The 17094-nt window shown below is 41.4% G+C and carries 17 protein-coding genes, 1 riboswitch and 2 other annotated features; of the genes, 13 read left to right on the top strand and 4 right to left on the bottom strand.

Annotated elements, in window-relative coordinates; translation table 11 throughout:
• Positions 1 to 3: 3 nt before the first annotated feature.
• Genes QM865_RS06735 through QM865_RS06720 form a run of 4 tightly spaced genes read left to right on the top strand, consistent with a single transcriptional unit; the run spans position 4 to position 2649 of the window.
• Positions 4 to 780, top strand: coding sequence for a DNA-methyltransferase (locus QM865_RS06735; RefSeq protein ID WP_004256013.1), 777 nt, complete (start codon positions 4 to 6; stop codon positions 778 to 780).
• A complete protein-coding gene (locus QM865_RS06730) occupies positions 764 to 1567 on the top strand; it encodes a hypothetical protein (protein ID WP_414306318.1) in 804 nt (267 codons plus the stop codon). Before QM865_RS06735 ends, QM865_RS06730 begins: the two co-directional genes overlap by 17 nt.
• Positions 1568 to 1582: 15 nt before the next feature.
• Positions 1583 to 1741, top strand: coding sequence for a hypothetical protein (locus tag QM865_RS06725; protein WP_004256018.1), 159 nt, complete (start codon positions 1583 to 1585; stop codon positions 1739 to 1741).
• Positions 1741 to 2649, top strand: a complete 909-nt coding sequence (locus QM865_RS06720; protein WP_414306317.1) for a type II restriction endonuclease — start codon at positions 1741 to 1743, stop codon at positions 2647 to 2649. The genes QM865_RS06725 and QM865_RS06720 overlap by 1 nt, the downstream gene beginning before the upstream one ends.
• A 45-nt stretch (positions 2650 to 2694) precedes the next feature.
• Here the strand turns inward: QM865_RS06720 and QM865_RS06715 are convergent, their stop codons facing one another.
• The 4 genes from QM865_RS06715 to QM865_RS06700 form a co-directional block, all read right to left on the bottom strand.
• A complete protein-coding gene (locus tag QM865_RS06715; protein WP_001194510.1) occupies positions 2695 to 3957 on the bottom strand; it encodes a nucleobase:cation symporter-2 family protein in 1263 nt (420 codons plus the stop codon).
• Positions 3957 to 4538: a xanthine phosphoribosyltransferase gene (locus QM865_RS06710; RefSeq protein ID WP_000770399.1), complete on the bottom strand. Its 582-nt coding sequence runs from the start codon at positions 4536 to 4538 to the stop codon at positions 3957 to 3959. The genes QM865_RS06715 and QM865_RS06710 overlap by 1 nt, the downstream gene beginning before the upstream one ends.
• A 112-nt stretch (positions 4539 to 4650) precedes the next feature.
• Positions 4651 to 4746, bottom strand: a riboswitch (purine riboswitch).
• A 151-nt stretch (positions 4747 to 4897) separates the two neighbouring features.
• Entirely contained in the window at positions 4898 to 5284 is a 387-nt protein-coding gene (locus tag QM865_RS06705) for a bleomycin resistance protein (RefSeq protein ID WP_000386221.1), read from the bottom strand.
• Positions 5285 to 5295: 11 nt separating this feature from the next.
• On the bottom strand, positions 5296 to 6123 hold the full coding sequence (locus QM865_RS06700; RefSeq protein ID WP_000767438.1) for an exodeoxyribonuclease III: 828 nt from the start codon (positions 6121 to 6123) through the stop codon (positions 5296 to 5298).
• A gap of 133 nt (positions 6124 to 6256) precedes the next feature.
• On the opposite strand from QM865_RS06700, the gene QM865_RS06695 reads away from it, so the two are divergent.
• The 9 genes from QM865_RS06695 to QM865_RS06655 all read left to right on the top strand — a co-directional run bounded on the left by QM865_RS06695 (position 6257) and on the right by QM865_RS06655 (position 17093).
• Positions 6257 to 6712 (top strand): DUF3290 family protein, encoded by a 456-nt coding sequence (locus tag QM865_RS06695; RefSeq protein ID WP_414306316.1) that lies wholly within the window; start codon positions 6257 to 6259, stop codon positions 6710 to 6712.
• Positions 6709 to 7344, top strand: coding sequence for a DUF421 domain-containing protein (locus tag QM865_RS06690; RefSeq protein WP_000174450.1), 636 nt, complete (start codon positions 6709 to 6711; stop codon positions 7342 to 7344). The genes QM865_RS06695 and QM865_RS06690 overlap by 4 nt, the downstream gene beginning before the upstream one ends.
• Positions 7345 to 7398: 54 nt before the next feature.
• Positions 7399 to 9144 (top strand): ABC transporter ATP-binding protein, encoded by a 1746-nt coding sequence (locus tag QM865_RS06685; protein WP_414306315.1) that lies wholly within the window; start codon positions 7399 to 7401, stop codon positions 9142 to 9144.
• Entirely contained in the window at positions 9134 to 10876 is a 1743-nt protein-coding gene (locus tag QM865_RS06680; RefSeq protein WP_414306314.1) for an ABC transporter ATP-binding protein, read from the top strand. Before QM865_RS06685 ends, QM865_RS06680 begins: the two co-directional genes overlap by 11 nt.
• Before the next feature lie 197 nt (positions 10877 to 11073).
• The gene (locus QM865_RS06675; RefSeq protein WP_414306313.1) at positions 11074 to 11766 is read left to right on the top strand and encodes a sugar transferase; all 693 of its coding nucleotides are present in this window, start codon (positions 11074 to 11076) and stop codon (positions 11764 to 11766) included.
• 42 nt (positions 11767 to 11808) lie between these two features.
• Positions 11809 to 13038 (top strand): DegT/DnrJ/EryC1/StrS family aminotransferase, encoded by a 1230-nt coding sequence (locus QM865_RS06670; RefSeq protein WP_414306312.1) that lies wholly within the window; start codon positions 11809 to 11811, stop codon positions 13036 to 13038.
• Between the two features lie 34 nt (positions 13039 to 13072).
• Positions 13073 to 13303, top strand: a binding site (T-box leader).
• 161 nt (positions 13304 to 13464) lie between these two features.
• Positions 13465 to 14643, top strand: a complete 1179-nt coding sequence (gene trpB / locus QM865_RS06665) for a tryptophan synthase subunit beta (protein ID WP_004262199.1) — start codon at positions 13465 to 13467, stop codon at positions 14641 to 14643.
• Positions 14634 to 14865: a binding site (T-box leader), on the top strand. (Overlaps the previous gene by 10 nt.)
• Positions 14866 to 15168: 303 nt before the next feature.
• Positions 15169 to 16530, top strand: a complete 1362-nt coding sequence (trpE, locus tag QM865_RS06660) for an anthranilate synthase component I (protein ID WP_414306311.1) — start codon at positions 15169 to 15171, stop codon at positions 16528 to 16530.
• The gene (locus QM865_RS06655) at positions 16527 to 17093 is read left to right on the top strand and encodes an aminodeoxychorismate/anthranilate synthase component II (RefSeq protein ID WP_229294591.1); all 567 of its coding nucleotides are present in this window, start codon (positions 16527 to 16529) and stop codon (positions 17091 to 17093) included. Before trpE ends, QM865_RS06655 begins: the two co-directional genes overlap by 4 nt.
• The last annotated feature ends 1 nt before the right edge of the window (position 17094 follow it).

Below are 17094 nucleotides of genomic sequence, written 5' to 3'. Positions count from 1 at the left end.
TTAATGACAAAACCATACTATAATAAAGATAAAATGATTCTTGTTCATGCAGATACGTTTAAGTTATTATCGAAAATGAAACCAGAAAGCATGGACATGATCTTTGCTGATCCTCCATATTTTTTGAGCAACGGTGGTATATCAAATTCTGGGGGACAGGTTGTATCTGTAGATAAAGGTGATTGGGATAAGATTTCTTCCTTTGAGGAAAAGCACGAATTCAATCGTAAATGGATTCGTTTAGCAAAAGAAGTTTTGAAGCCTAATGGGACTATTTGGATTTCAGGGAGTTTGCATAATATTTACTCAGTTGGAATGGCATTAGAGCAAGAAGGTTTTAAAATTCTAAATAACATTACTTGGCAGAAAACAAACCCTGCACCTAATTTATCCTGTCGTTATTTCACTCATTCTACTGAAACTATTTTATGGGCAAGAAAAAATGATAAAAAAGCTCGTCATTATTACAATTACGATTTGATGAAAGAGCTAAATGATGGTAAGCAAATGAAAGATGTTTGGACAGGTGCTTTGACGAAAAAAGCTGAGAAATGGGCTGGCAAGCATCCAACACAAAAACCAGAATATTTATTGGAACGTATAATTTTGGCTTCTACTAAAGAAGGGGACTATATTTTAGATCCATTTGTTGGCAGTGGCACTACGGGTGTTGTTGCGAAGCGATTAGGTAGAAGATTTATAGGTATCGATGCTGAAAAAGAATATCTGGAAATAGCTAAACATAGAATTGAGAGAGAATTTTATGCTTCAAACAGGTGAGTATACGACATATAAAGAGTTTGGAAATGATTTAATTCAAAAATTAGAAGAAGGGGGATTTACAAAGGCCATTCAAATGCACGAACCACCCAAATCAAAGATTTTGGAGACACCACAAGGTATTATTTTGAAATATTATGGTTTTAAAGCTAAAGCATCAGATACAATTAGACATTTGAACAGAAATTCATATGATTGTTTAATTCAGTATGAAAATGAAGATGTAACATTTGAAACAATTTGCAATGAAATTATAAGAAAATATTCAGAAACAGAAAATGAAATAAGTTTAGTAAAGAATATTCTTTATATTTTTCTGAAAACTATAGCAAAGTATCCTTTAACAAGTTTTGATATTTGTTTAAAAGAATATTTTATTTATAATGGAAAGTTGACAAATATATGTAGAGTAGGAAGTAATATTTTAACTGATGATACCTTGAAAAAAGGAGTAAATGACCTAAATGTAGTATTAAACGAATTAGATAGTATAGGAAAGTATACTTTTCAGGAATTAATTAATATAATTAGTTATATAGCTATAATAGAGGAATTCAACTATCCTAAAATTTCAGGACATTGGTATTACAGGGGACGAGCGGACTGCTTTGGTAGATATGTAGAAGTTTTGTTTGGTAATGAAAGAGAATTAAAAAGGTTACTTGAATCAAATTCGTTTAAAAATGGTGCTAAGTTTATTCATAAGAAAGAAATAGATAGATGGTACTTTACAAATGAGATTGAGAAAGACCGTATTGAATTAGATGTTGAAAAAAATTATTTTTAAAAGGAAAGATTATTTATGGTAAAGGTTACGATTAACGCAGATGATTATATTGATGGTGTATTGAGAAGAGTTTGTCCTCATTGTGGTGAAGAAAAGTCAATTGATGATTTTGGATACCGTAATATGGGGAATGATAATATTAGAAATCAATCTTGGTGTAAGGAGTGTCGGTAATGAACTTACAAAAATATATTAATTTTTCACATGAAGAACGTTTGAAACAATTTTTAAATACTCTTTCTGTAACCAACCGTACTCCTGATTATTATGTAAATTGGGAGAAAGTGGATCGTGAGACAAAGAAGTATGAACTAGAGTTGAATACTTTAAACTACTTAATTGGTAAAGATGATATCTATTCAGAAGCATTACACCTATTCACTAAACAACCCAATTTGTTAAAAGCAATTCCTAGTCTGATTGCAAGTCGAGATAAAGTTTTGGATGTTTTAACAATAGATGAAAACGATAATATGTCTTTTGAGCAATTGGATTTCAAAACGATAGACACTAGTAGAATAGATGATTACATGAAATTTATTGAGAAATCTGGTTTATTAAAGTTTTTACAACAACATGCTAATCGTTCATTAGTTGATTATGTTTATGGAGTAGAGACTGGATTAGACAGCAATGCACGAAAAAACCGAAGTGGAACAACCATGGAGGGGATTTTAGAGAGACATGTAGCAAAAATTTCTCAGGAACAAAAATTGGAATGGAAATCTCAAGCTACAGCCCAATTTATTAAGGATAAGTGGGGGATTAAAGTACCTGTTGATAAGTCTGAGAGAAGATTTGATGTTGCAGTTTATTCCCGAGAAAAACATAAGGTTTGGCTGATTGAAACGAATTACTATGGCGGAGGAGGAAGTAAATTAAAAGCGGTTGCTGGAGAGTTTACTGAACTTAGTCAATTTGTTATTACCTCAGATGACGATGTTGAATTTGTTTGGGTTACTGATGGTCAAGGATGGAAAACAGCGCACTTACCACTAGCTGAAGCATTTAGTCATATTACTAATGTGTTTAACTTAGAAATGTTGAGAGAAGGATTTTTAGCTGATTTATTTTTACAATGATTGTTCATTAGTTATATACAAAAAAGAGGCTCACACCTCTTTTTCTTATTTCTTTTTATGATTTAATACGGCATTGAGGACAATGGCAAGTAGGCTGGCTACGACGATTCCGTTTGAGAAGAACATTTGGAAGGCTGTTGGCATGCTGATAAAGAGATTACTGTTGTTGAGTCCGACACCTGCAGCTATTGATACAGCTGCGATAAGGAAGTTGTGCTCATTGTTAGCAAAGTCAACACGGGCGAGAATTTGCATCCCTTGAATAGATACAAAACCAAACATCACCAGCATGGCACCACCGAGGACAGGACTCGGAATGATTTGGGCAAGGGCGCCAAACTTAGGAAGGAGTCCAAGGAGAACCAGGAAACCAGCTGCGTAGTAGATTGGCAGGCGAGTCTTGATACCTGATAATTTAACCAAACCAACGTTTTGTGAAAATCCTGTGTACGGGAAGGTGTTAAAGATTCCTCCGAGAAGTACGGCCAAACCTTCTGCACGGTAACCGTTGCGAAGGCGCGTGCTGTCGATTGGATCCTTTGTGATATCAGACAAGGCTAGGTAAACACCAGTTGACTCAACCATAGAAACCGTTGCGATGATACACATCATGACAATAGATGAGATTTCAAAGGTTGGCATCCCAAAGTAGAGTGGAGTTGGGACATGGACAAGTGGTGCTGCCGCAACAGGAGAGAAATCAACCAAGCCCATGGTAGCGGCAATGGCAGTTCCAACAACCAGACCAATCAAAATAGAGATAGACTTGATAAATCCTTTGGTAAAGATATTGATCAAGAGGATAATCAGAACAGTGATAGCTGCAAGCAAGAGACTTTGACCAGTTGGCTCTGGAACGTTATTTCCCATATTTCCAATAGCGACAGGAATCAAGGTTAAACCAATCGTGGTAATAACAGATCCTGTTACGATAGATGGGAAGAGATTGGCTACTTTTGAGAAGATGCCTGAAACAAGAACAACGTAAATCCCTGATGCGATAAGGGCACCAAACATAGCGCCACTACCATGGCTTTGCCCAATCATAATCAAGGGAGCGACAGATTGGAAGGCAACTCCGAGAACGACTGGGAGTCCAATCCCAAAGTATTTGTTGAGTTGGAGTTGGAGGAAAGTTGCCACCCCACACATGAAGATATCTGTAGAAATCAGGTAGGTCAACTGCTCAGTTGAATAGCCAAGGGCTGTCGCAATCATGATGGGAACCAGGATGGATCCTGAGTACATGGCTAGTAAGTGCTGCAAGCCAAGAACGGCTGCTTGCGAATGTTTTTCTTGAGTTTGCATTAGAGATCTGCCTCCTTAAATACGACTTGACCATTTTCAAAACGATCCAAACGAGCGAGTGATAGAACAGGGTAGCCTGCTTTTTCAAGCAAATCACGGCCATCTTGGAAGGATTTTTCAATCACAATACCGATAGCTTCGACTGTGGCACCAGCCTGTTCAATGATTTGAATCAAGCCTTTAGCAGCTTGGCCATTAGCAAGGAAATCGTCGATAATCAAGACCTTATCCTCTGGTGAGAGGAATTTTCCAGCGATAGAAACGGTGCTGGTCACCTGCTTGGTAAAGGAGTAAACTTCGGCAGTTAAGATTCCTTCGTTCATAGTGATGTTTTTAGCTTTTTTAGCGAAAATCATGGGAACGTTTAAGGCTTCAGCTGTAAAAATGGCTGGGGCAATACCCGATGCTTCAATGGTTACGACCTTGGTAATACCAGCAGCAGCAAATTTTTCCGCAAAAACCTTACCAATCTCTCGCATCAAGCTAAAGTCAACTTGGTGGGTTAAAAAGGAATCCACCTTGAGGATGTTGTCACCCAAGATATGCCCATCCTTGAGGATGCGCTCTTCTAATAATTTCATAAGACCTCCTAAAGTCTAAAAGCCAATCCATTTGCTTTCTAGTAAGAAGTAGAAAAAGGACCTACTTAATCTCTAAGTAAGTCCCCAAAATAGGCATGGCAAAAACACCCATACCTCACTCTGACTTACTTATTGTTAGGTGTTCCGGCACCTTGTAGAAACGTCGTGCCAATTCACGACATAAACAAGTAAAACGATATTCAATTTTAAATAGGCTTGAGCCAATGTTTTTATTTTACACTAAATAACTTTAGAAATCAAATATTTTGTTAGTATTTTAGTTTGAAAAACGAACAAATTGAAGAAAAATGGACAAAAACTCAATTGTAGACTAACATTTAGAAGATTTTTTCTATTCTCTATTCGCTAAATCTTAAAAAATAGCCATCGGGATCCAAAACTGCAAATTCATGTGGATAGATATAGTGATCCTCAACACGAAACTTTCTTTTGGTTAAGGGACGATAAATAGGATAGTTTGCCTCCATCACTTTTTGATAGAGTTTTGGAACATCCTCTATACCAAAGGAGAGATTGACTCCACGGCCAAAGGGGTAGGTAAGGTTAGCCAGTTCCTCGGGGGTTCCTTCCTCTAACATTAGCTGGCAGTCTTCAAGTGAGAGGAAGAGAAATTTCTCCTCTGGACGCTCGTATTCGACAGAGAATCCTAGCAGGTCGCAGTAGAAGTGGCGTGATTTTTCGATGTCAGATACTACAAATTCAGGAATGACAGCTTGATAGTCCATTCGTTTTCTCCTTAGAGTTCAATCTCCAATACAATCGGCGTATGGTCTTGGCGAGCACCTGAATCAATCATGTCAGACTTGGTCACCTTGTCAGCAATGCGGTTACTTGTGAGCCAGTAGTCGATTCTCCAGCCTGTATTGTTGATTTTAGAAGTCTTGCTGCGTTGTGCCCACCAAGTGTAGCGTTCTGGAACATCGCCATGAATATGGCGGAAGGTGTCGGTAAATCCAGTTGCCAAGAGGTTGGTAAATCCAGCACGTTCCTCGTCGGTAAATCCAGGTGAACGGCGGTTGCTAGCAGGATTTGCAAGGTCGATTTCATTGTGGGCTACGTTATAGTCACCGGTCGCAAGGACTGGTTTTTCTTTGTCTAGTTCAGCCAAATACTCAGCATATTTGACATCCCAGACTTGACGTTCTTCCAAGCGTTTGAGGCCATCACCAGCGTTTGGTGTGTAAACTTGGGTAACGAAAAATTTATCAAATTCTAGAGTGATGATACGACCTTCCAAGTCCATGGTAGAAGGGGCACCGATTTCTGGGAAGCTGATAGTTGGTGTAAGTTCTTTCTTATAGAGGAACATGGTTCCAGCATAGCCTTTGCGGGCAGGTTCTTGAGAAGAGCGCCACGTGTTTTCGTAGTCTGGGAAGAGTTCAGCTAAAATTTCCAAGTGTTTCTTTGTAGGCCCCTTGGCAGAAAGCTTAGTTTCTTGGATAGCAATGATATCAGCATTTTCAGCGACCAAGGTCTGTAGGACTTCTTGGGACAATTTCGCGCGAGCTGAGTCACTAGTTAGGGCAGCATTGAGGGAATCAATATTCCATGAGATAAGTTTCATAAAGTTACCTTTTTCATTCAGATTATAGATTTTATTATACCAAAAAAAGGTCTATTTCCCCAACGTATGGCTTGAAAAATCACTCTCTTTCGTTTATAATTAAGAATGATTTTATGAAAGGGAGTGAAAATAAATGAAATTTTACTCATATGACTATGTACTTAGCCAAATCAGTCAGCAAAATGGAATCATGATTGGCTTTGGGATTGTGCTCCTAGCTATCACAGGATTTTTTGCTTTTAAAGCCTATCGAGATAAAAAGGGGACTAAGTTTCGGGAATTGGTCATGATTTTGGCCTTGACCTTGGTGGCCATGCTTTTGGTGACAATCTCAAAATACCAGACCAATCAAGCCTCTAACAACCAATTTCAAACTTCACTTCATTTCATAGAGGTTGTTTCCAAAGACTTGGGAGTGGATAAATCAGAAGTTTATGTCAATACTTCTGCAGCCACTGATGGAGCACTTATCAAGGTAGGTTCAAATTTCTATCGTGCCATGAACGGGAGCCAACCAGACAAGTATCTTTTAGAGAAATTAGAATTGCATCAAGCAGACGCTATTGAATTGGTGGAGGTAAACAAATGACACTCAATTATATGGAAATTTTAATCAAACTGGCCTTGGGTCTTTTCTCTCTTGTTTTTGTTATTAATGTGACAGGAAAGGGGAATCTAGCACCTAACTCTGCTACAGACCAAATTCAGAACTATGTTCTTGGTGGTATCATCGGTGGGGTGATTTACAATAGTTCTATCAGCATTCTCCAGTATGCAGTGATTTTGATGATGTGGACGATTTTGGTCTTGACCCTCAAGTGGCTCAATAACAATGTTCGTTTTGTCAAACGCTTGATTGATGGAAAACCAACTCTCCTTATCAAAAATGGGCAGATTGACCCAGAAGCCTGTCGTTCAGTTGGTTTGTCTGCAGCAGAAGTTGCTCTCAAACTTCGTAGCCAAGGGATTTTCCAGATGAAACAGGTCAAATGCGCTGTGCAGGAGCAAAATGGCCAACTCATCGTGGTCCAAATGGGAGATGAAAATCCTAAGTATCCAGTTGTGACTGACGGTGTGATCCAAGTCGATGTCTTGGAATCGATTGGTCGTAACGAAGAGTGGTTGCTTGACAATCTCAGCAAGCAAGGGCATGACAATGTAGCCAATATCTTTATCGCTGAGTATGACAAGGGTGCGGTCACAGTCGTAACCTATGAATAAGAAAAACCTGGGGTCTTGGCCTCAGGTTTCTATTTGCAATCAGAAAGGAATTTTATGTCCATTATTCAAAAACTTTGGTGGTTTTTCAAGTTAGAAAAACGTCGTTATCTAGTCGGAATTGTGGCCCTGATCTTGGTTTCCGTCCTCAATCTCATTCCCCCCATGGTCATGGGGCGGGTCATCGATGCCATTACTTCGGAGCAATTAACCCAGCAGGACCTCCTTCTTGACCTATTTTACTTGCTACTTGCGGCCTTTGGTATGTACTATCTGCGCTATGTTTGGCGTATGTATATTCTTGGGACTTCCTACCGTTTGGGACAGATTATGCGCTCTCGCTTGTTTGAGCATTTCACAAAAATGTCTCCAGCTTTTTATCAAACCTACCGGACGGGGGACCTGATGGCACACGCAACCAATGATATCAATGCCTTAACTCGTCTCGCCGGTGGCGGAGTCATGTCAGCAGTGGATGCTTCCATCACGGCACTGGTGACTTTGTTGACCATGCTTTTTATCATTTCATGGCAGATGACCTTGGTTGCCATTCTTCCCCTGCCTTTCATGGCTTATGCGACCAGTCGTCTAGGGAGAAAGACCCACAAGGCCTTTGGCGAATCACAAGCTGCCTTTTCCGAACTTAATAACAAGGTACAGGAGTCCGTATCAGGTATCAAAGTGACCAAGTCTTTCGGTTATCAGGCGGACGAGTTGAAGTCTTTTCAGGCAGTCAATGAATTGACCTTTCAAAAGAACCTCCAAACCATGAAATACGATAGTCTCTTTGACCCTATGGTTCTCTTGTTTGTTGGTTCATCCTATGTTTTAACGCTTTTGGTCGGTTCCTTGATGGTTCAGGAAGGGCAAATCACGGTTGGAAATCTGGTTACCTTTATCAGTTACTTGGATATGCTGGTCTGGCCTCTTATGGCTATCGGTTTCCTCTTTAATATTACCCAGCGAGGCAAGGTTTCTTACCAGCGGATTGAGGAACTTTTATCTCAGGAATCACCTGTAAAAGATCCTGAATTTCCTTTAGATGGTATCGAAAATGGGCGCTTGGAGTACGATATTGACAGCTTTGCCTTTGAAAATGAGGAAACACTGACGGATATTCACTTTAGTTTGGAAAAAGGGCAAACTCTGGGCTTAGTCGGGCAGACAGGCTCTGGAAAAACGTCCTTGATTAAGCTTCTCTTACGCGAATACGATGTGGATAAGGGAGCTATTTATCTAAATGGTCATGATATTCGGGACTATCGTCTGACAGACCTTCGTAGTCTTATGGGCTATGTTCCTCAGGACCAGTTCCTCTTTGCGACTTCGATTTTAGCCAATATCCGCTTTGGTAATCCTAACTTGCCCCTTTCAGCGGTCGAGGAAGCGACCAAGCTAGCTCAAGTATACCAAGACATTGTAGCCATGCCACAGGGATTTGATACGTTGATTGGTGAAAAAGGAGTCAGTCTTTCTGGTGGTCAAAAGCAGCGTCTGGCTATGAGTCGGGCTATGATTTTAGACCCGGATATCTTGATTTTAGATGATTCCTTGTCGGCCGTGGATGCTAAGACGGAGTATGCGATTATCGACAACCTCAAGGAAATGCGCAAGGAAAAGACAACCATTATCACAGCTCATCGTCTCAGTGCGGTTGTCCATGCAGATTTGATTTTAGTTCTGCAAAATGGCCAAATCATCGAACGGGGCACGCACGATGACCTGCTTGCCCTGGATGGCTGGTATGCCCAAACCTACCAGTCTCAGCAGTTGGAAATGAAAGGAGAAGAAGATGCAGAATAAACAAGAACAATGGGCTGTATTGAAGCGCTTGATGTCCTATCTCAAACCTTATGGACTCCTGACCTTTTTGGCACTCAGTTTTCTCCTAGCAACGACAGTCATTAAAAGTGTTATTCCTCTTGTGGCCTCCCACTTTATCGACCAGTATCTCAGCAATCTTAACCAAGTTGCCGTTACCGTTTTACTGTCCTACTATGGCCTTTATATCCTACAAACTGTAGTTCAGTATGTCGGCAATCTTCTCTTTGCGCGGGTGTCCTACAGCATTGTCAGGGATATTCGTCGGGATGCCTTTGCCAATATGGAGAAGCTGGGTATGTCTTATTTTGATAAGACGCCAGCAGGTTCCATCGTTTCTCGTTTGACAAATGATACCGAGACCATTAGTGATATGTTTTCAGGAATTTTATCCAGCTTTATCTCAGCAGTTTTCATTTTTCTGACAACCCTTTATACTATGTTGGTTCTGGACTTTCGTTTGACAGCTTTAGTCTTGCTCTTTCTCCCCTTGATTTTCCTTTTGGTCAATCTCTATCGGAAAAAGTCAGTGAAAATCATCGAAAAAACCAGAAGTCTCTTATCAGATATCAATAGTAAGCTGGCAGAGAATATCGAAGAAATTAGGATTATCCAGGCCTTTAATCAAGAGAAGCGCCTGCAGGCAGAATTTGATGAGATCAACCAAGAACACTTAGTCTACGCCAACCGTTCTGTAGCCTTGGATGCCCTCTTTTTGAGACCTGCCATGAGTTTGCTGAAACTCCTAGGTTATGCTGTCTTGATGGCCTACTTTGGTTACCGTGGCCTTTCTATCGGGATAACAGCCGGAACCATGTATGCCTTTATCCAGTATATTAATCGCCTCTTTGATCCCTTGATTGAGGTGACGCAAAACTTTTCAACCCTTCAAACGTCCATGGTGTCTGCAGGGCGTGTATTTGCCTTGATTGACGAGAAGACCTATGAGCCTCTTCAAAAAGATGGGCAAGCCAAAGTCCAAGAAGGCAATATCCGTTTTGAACATGTGTGTTTCTCTTATGATGGCAAGCACCAGATTCTGGATGATATTTCCTTTTCGGTTAACAAGGGTGAAACCATTGCCTTTGTAGGGCATACAGGTTCAGGGAAATCTTCCATTATCAATGTCCTCATGCGCTTTTATGAATTTCAGTCAGGGCGAGTTCTCTTGGATGGGGTGGATATTAGGGACTACAGTCAAGAAGAGCTGAGAAAAAATATCGGACTGGTCTTGCAAGAACCCTTCCTTTATCATGGGACTATTAAGTCCAATATCGCCATGTACCAAAATCTTAGTGATGAGCAGGTTCAGGCTGCGGCAGCTTTCGTGGATGCAGATTCCTTTATTCAGGAACTTCCTCAGGGTTATGATTCCCCTGTTTCCGAGCGTGGTTCGAGTTTCTCTACTGGTCAGCGCCAGCTTCTAGCCTTTGCTAGAACAGTCGCTAGTCAGCCTAAAATCCTGATTTTGGATGAAGCGACAGCCAATATTGACTCTGAAACAGAAAGTTTGGTTCAAGCTTCACTAGCTAAGATGAGACAGGGACGGACAACCATTGCCATCGCCCACCGTCTTTCAACCATTCAAGACGCCAACTGTATCTATGTCTTGGATAAGGGGCGCATCATCGAGAGTGGAACTCATGAGGAACTCTTGGCTTTGGAAGGAATCTATCACAAGATGTATAGTTTGCAGGCAGGAGCTATGTCCTAATACTCTTTGAAAATCTATTCAAGCCATGTCAGATTTATCTGCAATCTCAAAGCTGTATATTGATCAGCCTACGCCGAGCTTTCTAGAGTATGAGAAAGAAATTCTTCAAATTACAGATTTCTTTCACCGCCTTTTCCATTTTGTGGTAGAATGAAAAATGTTGACAAATAGTATAATAAAAACAAAGGAGAAACAGCATGCTGAAATGGGAAGACTTGCCCGTGGAAATGAAATCAAGCGAGGTTGAGTCTTACTACCAGCTTGTCTCTAAAAGGAAGGGTTCGCTGATTTTCAAGCGTTGCTTGGATTGGGTTCTAGCCTTGGTCTTACTGGTTCTGACCTCTCCCATCTTTCTCATCTTGAGCATTTGGATCAAGTTGGATAGCAAGGGGCCTGTTATATACAAGCAAGAGCGCGTGACCCAGTATAATCGACCTTTCAAGATTTGGAAGTTCCGTACCATGGTGACGGATGCGGATAAAAAAGGGAGTCTGGTGACTTCTGCTAACGATAGTCGCATTACTAAGGTTGGCAATTTCATCCGCCGTGTGCGTTTGGACGAACTGCCTCAGTTGGTCAATGTCCTTAAAGGTGAGATGTCCTTTGTCGGTACACGACCTGAAGTGCCACGCTACACGGAGCAGTATAGCCCTGAAATGATGGCGACCTTGCTTTTACCAGCAGGGATTACCTCTCCAGCTAGCATCAACTATAAGGATGAGGACACCATCATCAGTCAAATGACGGAGAAAGGTCTGTCGGTTGACCGAGTCTATGTCGAACACGTCCTTCCTGAAAAGATGCGCTATAATCTCGACTATCTCCGAGAATTTAGTTTCCTTGGAGATATCAAAATCATGTTTCAAACCGTGTTTGAAGTACTAAAATAAAGTAGTCATGAGAAAATGAGTACAGATAAAAGGAGCAAATCAATGCCAAATTACAATATTCCATTTTCACCACCCGATATTACGGAAGCAGAAATTGCTGAAGTAGCAGATACCCTGCGTTCTGGTTGGATCACAACAGGTCCTAAGACCAAAGAACTGGAGCGTCGCTTGTCCCAATACACACAGACACCTAAGACTGTCTGCCTCAATTCTGCAACTGCCGCTCTTGAGTTGATTTTGCGCGTCTTGGAAGTGGGGCCTGGAGATGAAGTCATCGTTCCAGCCATGACCTATACAGCTTCATGTAGTGTCATCACTCACGTGGGAGCAACCCCTGTCATGGTGGATATTCAAGCAGATACGTTTGAGATGGACTATGACTTGCTTGAGCAAGCTATCACTGAAAAGACTAAGGTGATTATTCCGGTTGAGCTTGCGGGGATTGTTTGCGACTATGACCGTTTGTTCCAAGTAGTGGAGAAGAAACGTGACCTCTTTACCGCTTCAAGCAAGTGGCAAAAGGCCTTTAACCGTATTGTGATTGTTTCTGATAGTGCCCACGCTTTGGGGTCTACTTATAAAGGACAACCAGCTGGATCAATCGCGGACTTTACTTCCTTCTCATTCCACGCCGTTAAGAACTTTACAACTGCGGAGGGTGGAAGTGCCACTTGGAAAGCCAATCCAGCGATTGATGACGAAGAAATGTACAAGGAATTCCAAATCCTTTCCCTTCATGGTCAAACAAAGGATGCCCTGGCTAAGATGCAGTTAGGTTCATGGGAATACGATATCGTCACACCAGCCTACAAGTGCAATATGACTGATATCATGGCTTCCCTTGGTTTGGTACAATTGGACCGTTACTCTGGTTTGCTTGGCCGTCGTAAGGACATCGTGGACCGCTATGATAGTGGTTTTGCAGGTTCTCGTATCCATCCATTGGCACACAAGACTGAAACTGTCGAATCTTCACGTCACCTCTACATCACCCATGTAGAAGGAGCAAGCTTAGAAGAACGCAATCTCATCATCCAAGAATTGGCTAAAGCAGGAATTGCAAGTAATGTACACTACAAACCACTTCCGCTCTTGACAGCCTATAAGAATCTTGGCTTTGATATGGCGAACTATCCTAAGGCCTATGCCTTCTTTGAAAATGAAATTACGCTCCCTCTTCATACTAAACTAAGCGATGAAGAAGTGGACTATATCATTGAGACTTTCAAAACAGTTTCTGAAAAAGTGCTAGTTTCATCAAAAAAATCGTAAAAAAGTCTTGACAAAGAAAAAACAAAGTATTAAAATAAGTTCAACAAATCAGAAAAGTAACTATTTTTGATCTTCAGGGAGCCTGTGGTGATTGTGAACAGGTGGTTGGAAGTAGTGAAAGTGGGCTGATTTTAAAAATGAATTTGAAACAATGAAAATTCGGTGCGCACACCTTACAGTGCAACTTGTTGTTAGACAAGGTAGAGATGTAAAGGGGATAGTCCCTTTATAATTGAGGTGGCACCGCGTTACCAACGCCCTCACATGGAAGTATATTCTGTGTGTGGGCTTTTTTCTTTCGGTCATTTTGTTTTTCTTTTATTAGGGCGTTAAGTCGCTTTGATGAACTTAAGTTCTATCTGCAGCTCCTTGCCTACTACTAAAAGCAAACAAAAAGCCGAATTAATACAGAAAGAGGAAATTTTTATGACAACTAAAGGTTATTTTGGACAATTTGGTGGTAGTTTTGTACCGGAGCCGATTCAGGCTTTGTTGGATGAGTTGGAAGTGACATTTGACAAGTACAAGGATGATCCAGAGTTTTTGGCAGAATTTCGTCATTACTTGAAGGATTATTCAGGTCGCGAAACACCGCTCTATTTTGCGGAAAGTTTGACAGAACACTTAGGTGGTGCTAAGATTTATCTCAAGCGCGAAGATCTTAACCACCTTGGTTCTCACAAACTCAACAACGTTTTAGGGCAAATTCTTCTGGCTAAACGTATGGGCAAAAAACGAGTAATCGCAGAAACAGGAGCTGGTCAGCACGGTGTTGCGACGGCGGCAGCTGCAGCCAAGTTTGGTATGGCCTGTGATGTCTACATGGGGGCAGAAGATGTGGAGCGTCAACGTCTCAATGTTTTCCGTATGGAGATGATGGGAGCAACTGTTCACGCAGTTGAAACAGGGACTCGTACCCTCAAAGATGCTGTTGATGCAGCCTTTGGAGCATGGATGAATGACCTTGAAGCCTTCTATGTTCTGGGATCTGCTGTAGGTCCTCACCCTTATCCTACAATTGTCCACGAGTTCCAAAAGGTCATCAGTGAAGAATCTCGCCGTCAAATCTTAGAAAAAGAAGGACGCTTACCAGATTACGTTATTGCCTGTGTAGGTGGTGGTTCCAATGCCATTGGTGCTTTTTCTCAGTATGTGGCTGATGAAGAAGTTAAATTGGTTGGGGTCGAAGCTGCTGGTCACGGACTTGATACAGACAAGCACGCAGCTACTATGACAAAAGGTAGTATCGGAATTGTTGATGGTATGAAGACTTATGCAGTCTTTAAGGAAGACGGAGAGCTGGCTCCAGTTTACTCTATCTCAGCTGGATTGGACTATCCAGGGGTTGGCCCAGAACACGCCTACTTCAAAGATTCAGGTCGCGTGGAATATGTCGCTGCGACGGATGAAGAAGCTGTTCAGGCTCTCCTACTTCTCAGCAAGACAGAAGGGATTATCCCAGCGATTGAAAGTTCGCATGCTATCGCAGAAGCAGTTAAACGTGCACCGAAACTAAGTAAAGACGACATTATCATTATCAATGTCTCTGGTCGTGGAGACAAGGACGTAGCTGCAATTGCAGACTACCTAGAAGCTAAAAAATAAAAGATGGAAAAATTACAGTCTTTTCTCTCACAGAGAGCTTGTGGTTGCTGGAAACAAGCAGAGAAAGCTGTAAGGTTGGGTCCATCTGAAATGAGAGAAGAAAACATAATTCTCAAGGGAGTGCCCTTTATCGCACAGCCTGTTACAGGAGGTATCTGAGACAGGAATGAGAGATAGGAGAAATCCTATAATTGAGGTGGCACCGCGAATTTCGTCCTCACGCAAGTTGTTTTGCGTGGGGATTTTTATATGTCTATTATAGGTTCAGCTGTTTAGTTTTAAATTATTGTTCATTATTAAATAGATTGCTACAAAAAATTTGCGAACGAAGTGAGCTTTTAAAAGATATTTCCCGCCATAGTGGTATCCTATAGAAGCAAATATGCTTCTATAGGACGGAATTTTTGAGACCTAAGGCTCAAAAATTAGGGATGAAATTTCGGAGAAAGTTGCTCCCGTCCGCACTATTTAAGGGAAATAGAAAAAGATAAAAAATTAAAAATAAGGAACTGAAAGGGAAATACAATGGAACGAATCATTCATGGAGATGTCTTATCACCAATCTTGGCTTATATGCGCCTAAAGGGGCAACACAAGGTTATCTTAGAGAGTATTCCGAGAGACAAGGAAACAGCTCGTTTTTCTATCTTAGCTTATAATCCAGTTTTTGAGATTAAGTTTGAAAATGGAGTCCTTTATCAAAATGGTCAAGTGATTGATCGGGATCCCTTGGATTTCCTTTATGAAGTGACTCATAAGAGCCAGCACCATTCAGACCTCCCTTTTGGTGGGGGAGCCATTGGCTTTGTGGGTTACGATATGATTTCGCTTTATGAAGAAATTGGTCAAATTCCTCAAGATACAATTGGAACACCAGACATGCATTTCTTCGTCTATGAGAGTTACATTGTCTTTGACCACAAGAAGGAAAAAATTCATGTCATCGAGGATGCTCTCTATAGTGAGCGTAGTCAAGAAGACTTGGAAAAAGCCTTGAACCAAGTGCTTGAGGAATTACGCATTCCTGCTCCAAATGAATTTGAAGACTTGGATCTATCTCCGCTGGACTTCAAACCGCATATCGCTCCTCAGAAGTTTGAGGAAATGGTGGAAACAGCTCGTGACTTGATTCGTAATGGGGATATGTTCCAATGTGTACTCAGCCAGCGTTTCTCAGCAGAAGTGACTGGAAATCCATTTGACTTCTACAGAAATCTCCGCGTGACTAATCCTTCTAATTACCTTTATTTCTATGATTTTGGGGATTATCAAATCATCGGTGCCAGTCCAGAAAGTTTGGTTTCTGTCAAAAATGGCATCGTAACAACCAATCCGATTGCGGGTACGCGACCAAGAGGAGCTACGGATGAAGAAGACAAGGCTTTGGCGACAGACCTGCTTTCGGATGAGAAGGAAACGGCAGAGCATCGAATGTTAGTAGACTTGGGTCGTAATGATATTGGTCGCATCTCTGAAACGGCCAGTGTCCAAGTCACTAAGTATATGGAAGTGGAACTCTTCCGCTATGTCATGCATTTGACCAGTGTGGTCAAGGGGCGTTTGCTTCCAGAACTCACTGCTATGGATGCTTTGAAAGCAACACTTCCTGCTGGAACAGTTTCTGGAGCACCAAAGATTCGAGCGATGAGACGCATCTATGAACTGGAAACGGAAAAACGGGGCGTATACGCAGGAGCAATCGGCTACTTGTCTGCGACGGGTGATATGGATTTCGCCATTGCCATCCGAACTATGATTCTCAAAAATCAAACAGCCTATGTGCAGGCTGGGGCAGGGATTGTCTACGACTCCATCGCCCAAAACGAATACCAAGAAACCATTAACAAGGCTAAATCTATGACTAGAATTGGAGAACTAAGACCATGATTTTATTGATTGACAACTATGATTCTTTTACCTATAACTTGGCCCAATACATTGGGAATTTTGCAGAAGTACAGGTCTTGAGAAATGATGATCCCAAGCTGTATGAAGAAGCTGAAAAAGCAGATGGTCTGGTCTTTTCTCCTGGTCCTGGTTGGCCAGTTGATGCTGGAAAGATGGAAGACATGATTCGTGATTTTTCTGGCAAGAAGCCGATTCTTGGGATTTGTTTGGGCCACCAAGCCATCGCAGAAGTCTTTGGCGGTAAGCTAGGCTTGGCTCCCAAAGTCATGCATGGGAAACAGAGCAATATCAGCTTTGAAGCGCCATCTGTTTTGTATCAAGGTATCGAGGATGGTCGTGCGGTCATGCGTTACCACAGTATTTTGATTGAAGAAATGCCAGAAGACTTTGAAGTGACAGCTCGTTCGACTGATGACCAAGCCATTATGGGAATTCAACATAAAAACCTACCGATTTATGGCTTCCAGTACCATCCAGAGAGCATTGGAACGCCAGATGGCTTGTCTTCTATTCGGAATTTTATCGAGAAGGTTGTAAAGTGAG

The organism is Streptococcus mitis (assembly GCF_047462815.1).
Classification (GTDB): domain Bacteria; phylum Bacillota; class Bacilli; order Lactobacillales; family Streptococcaceae; genus Streptococcus; species Streptococcus mitis_DO.
This window is presented reverse-complemented; position numbering and strand designations above follow the sequence as displayed.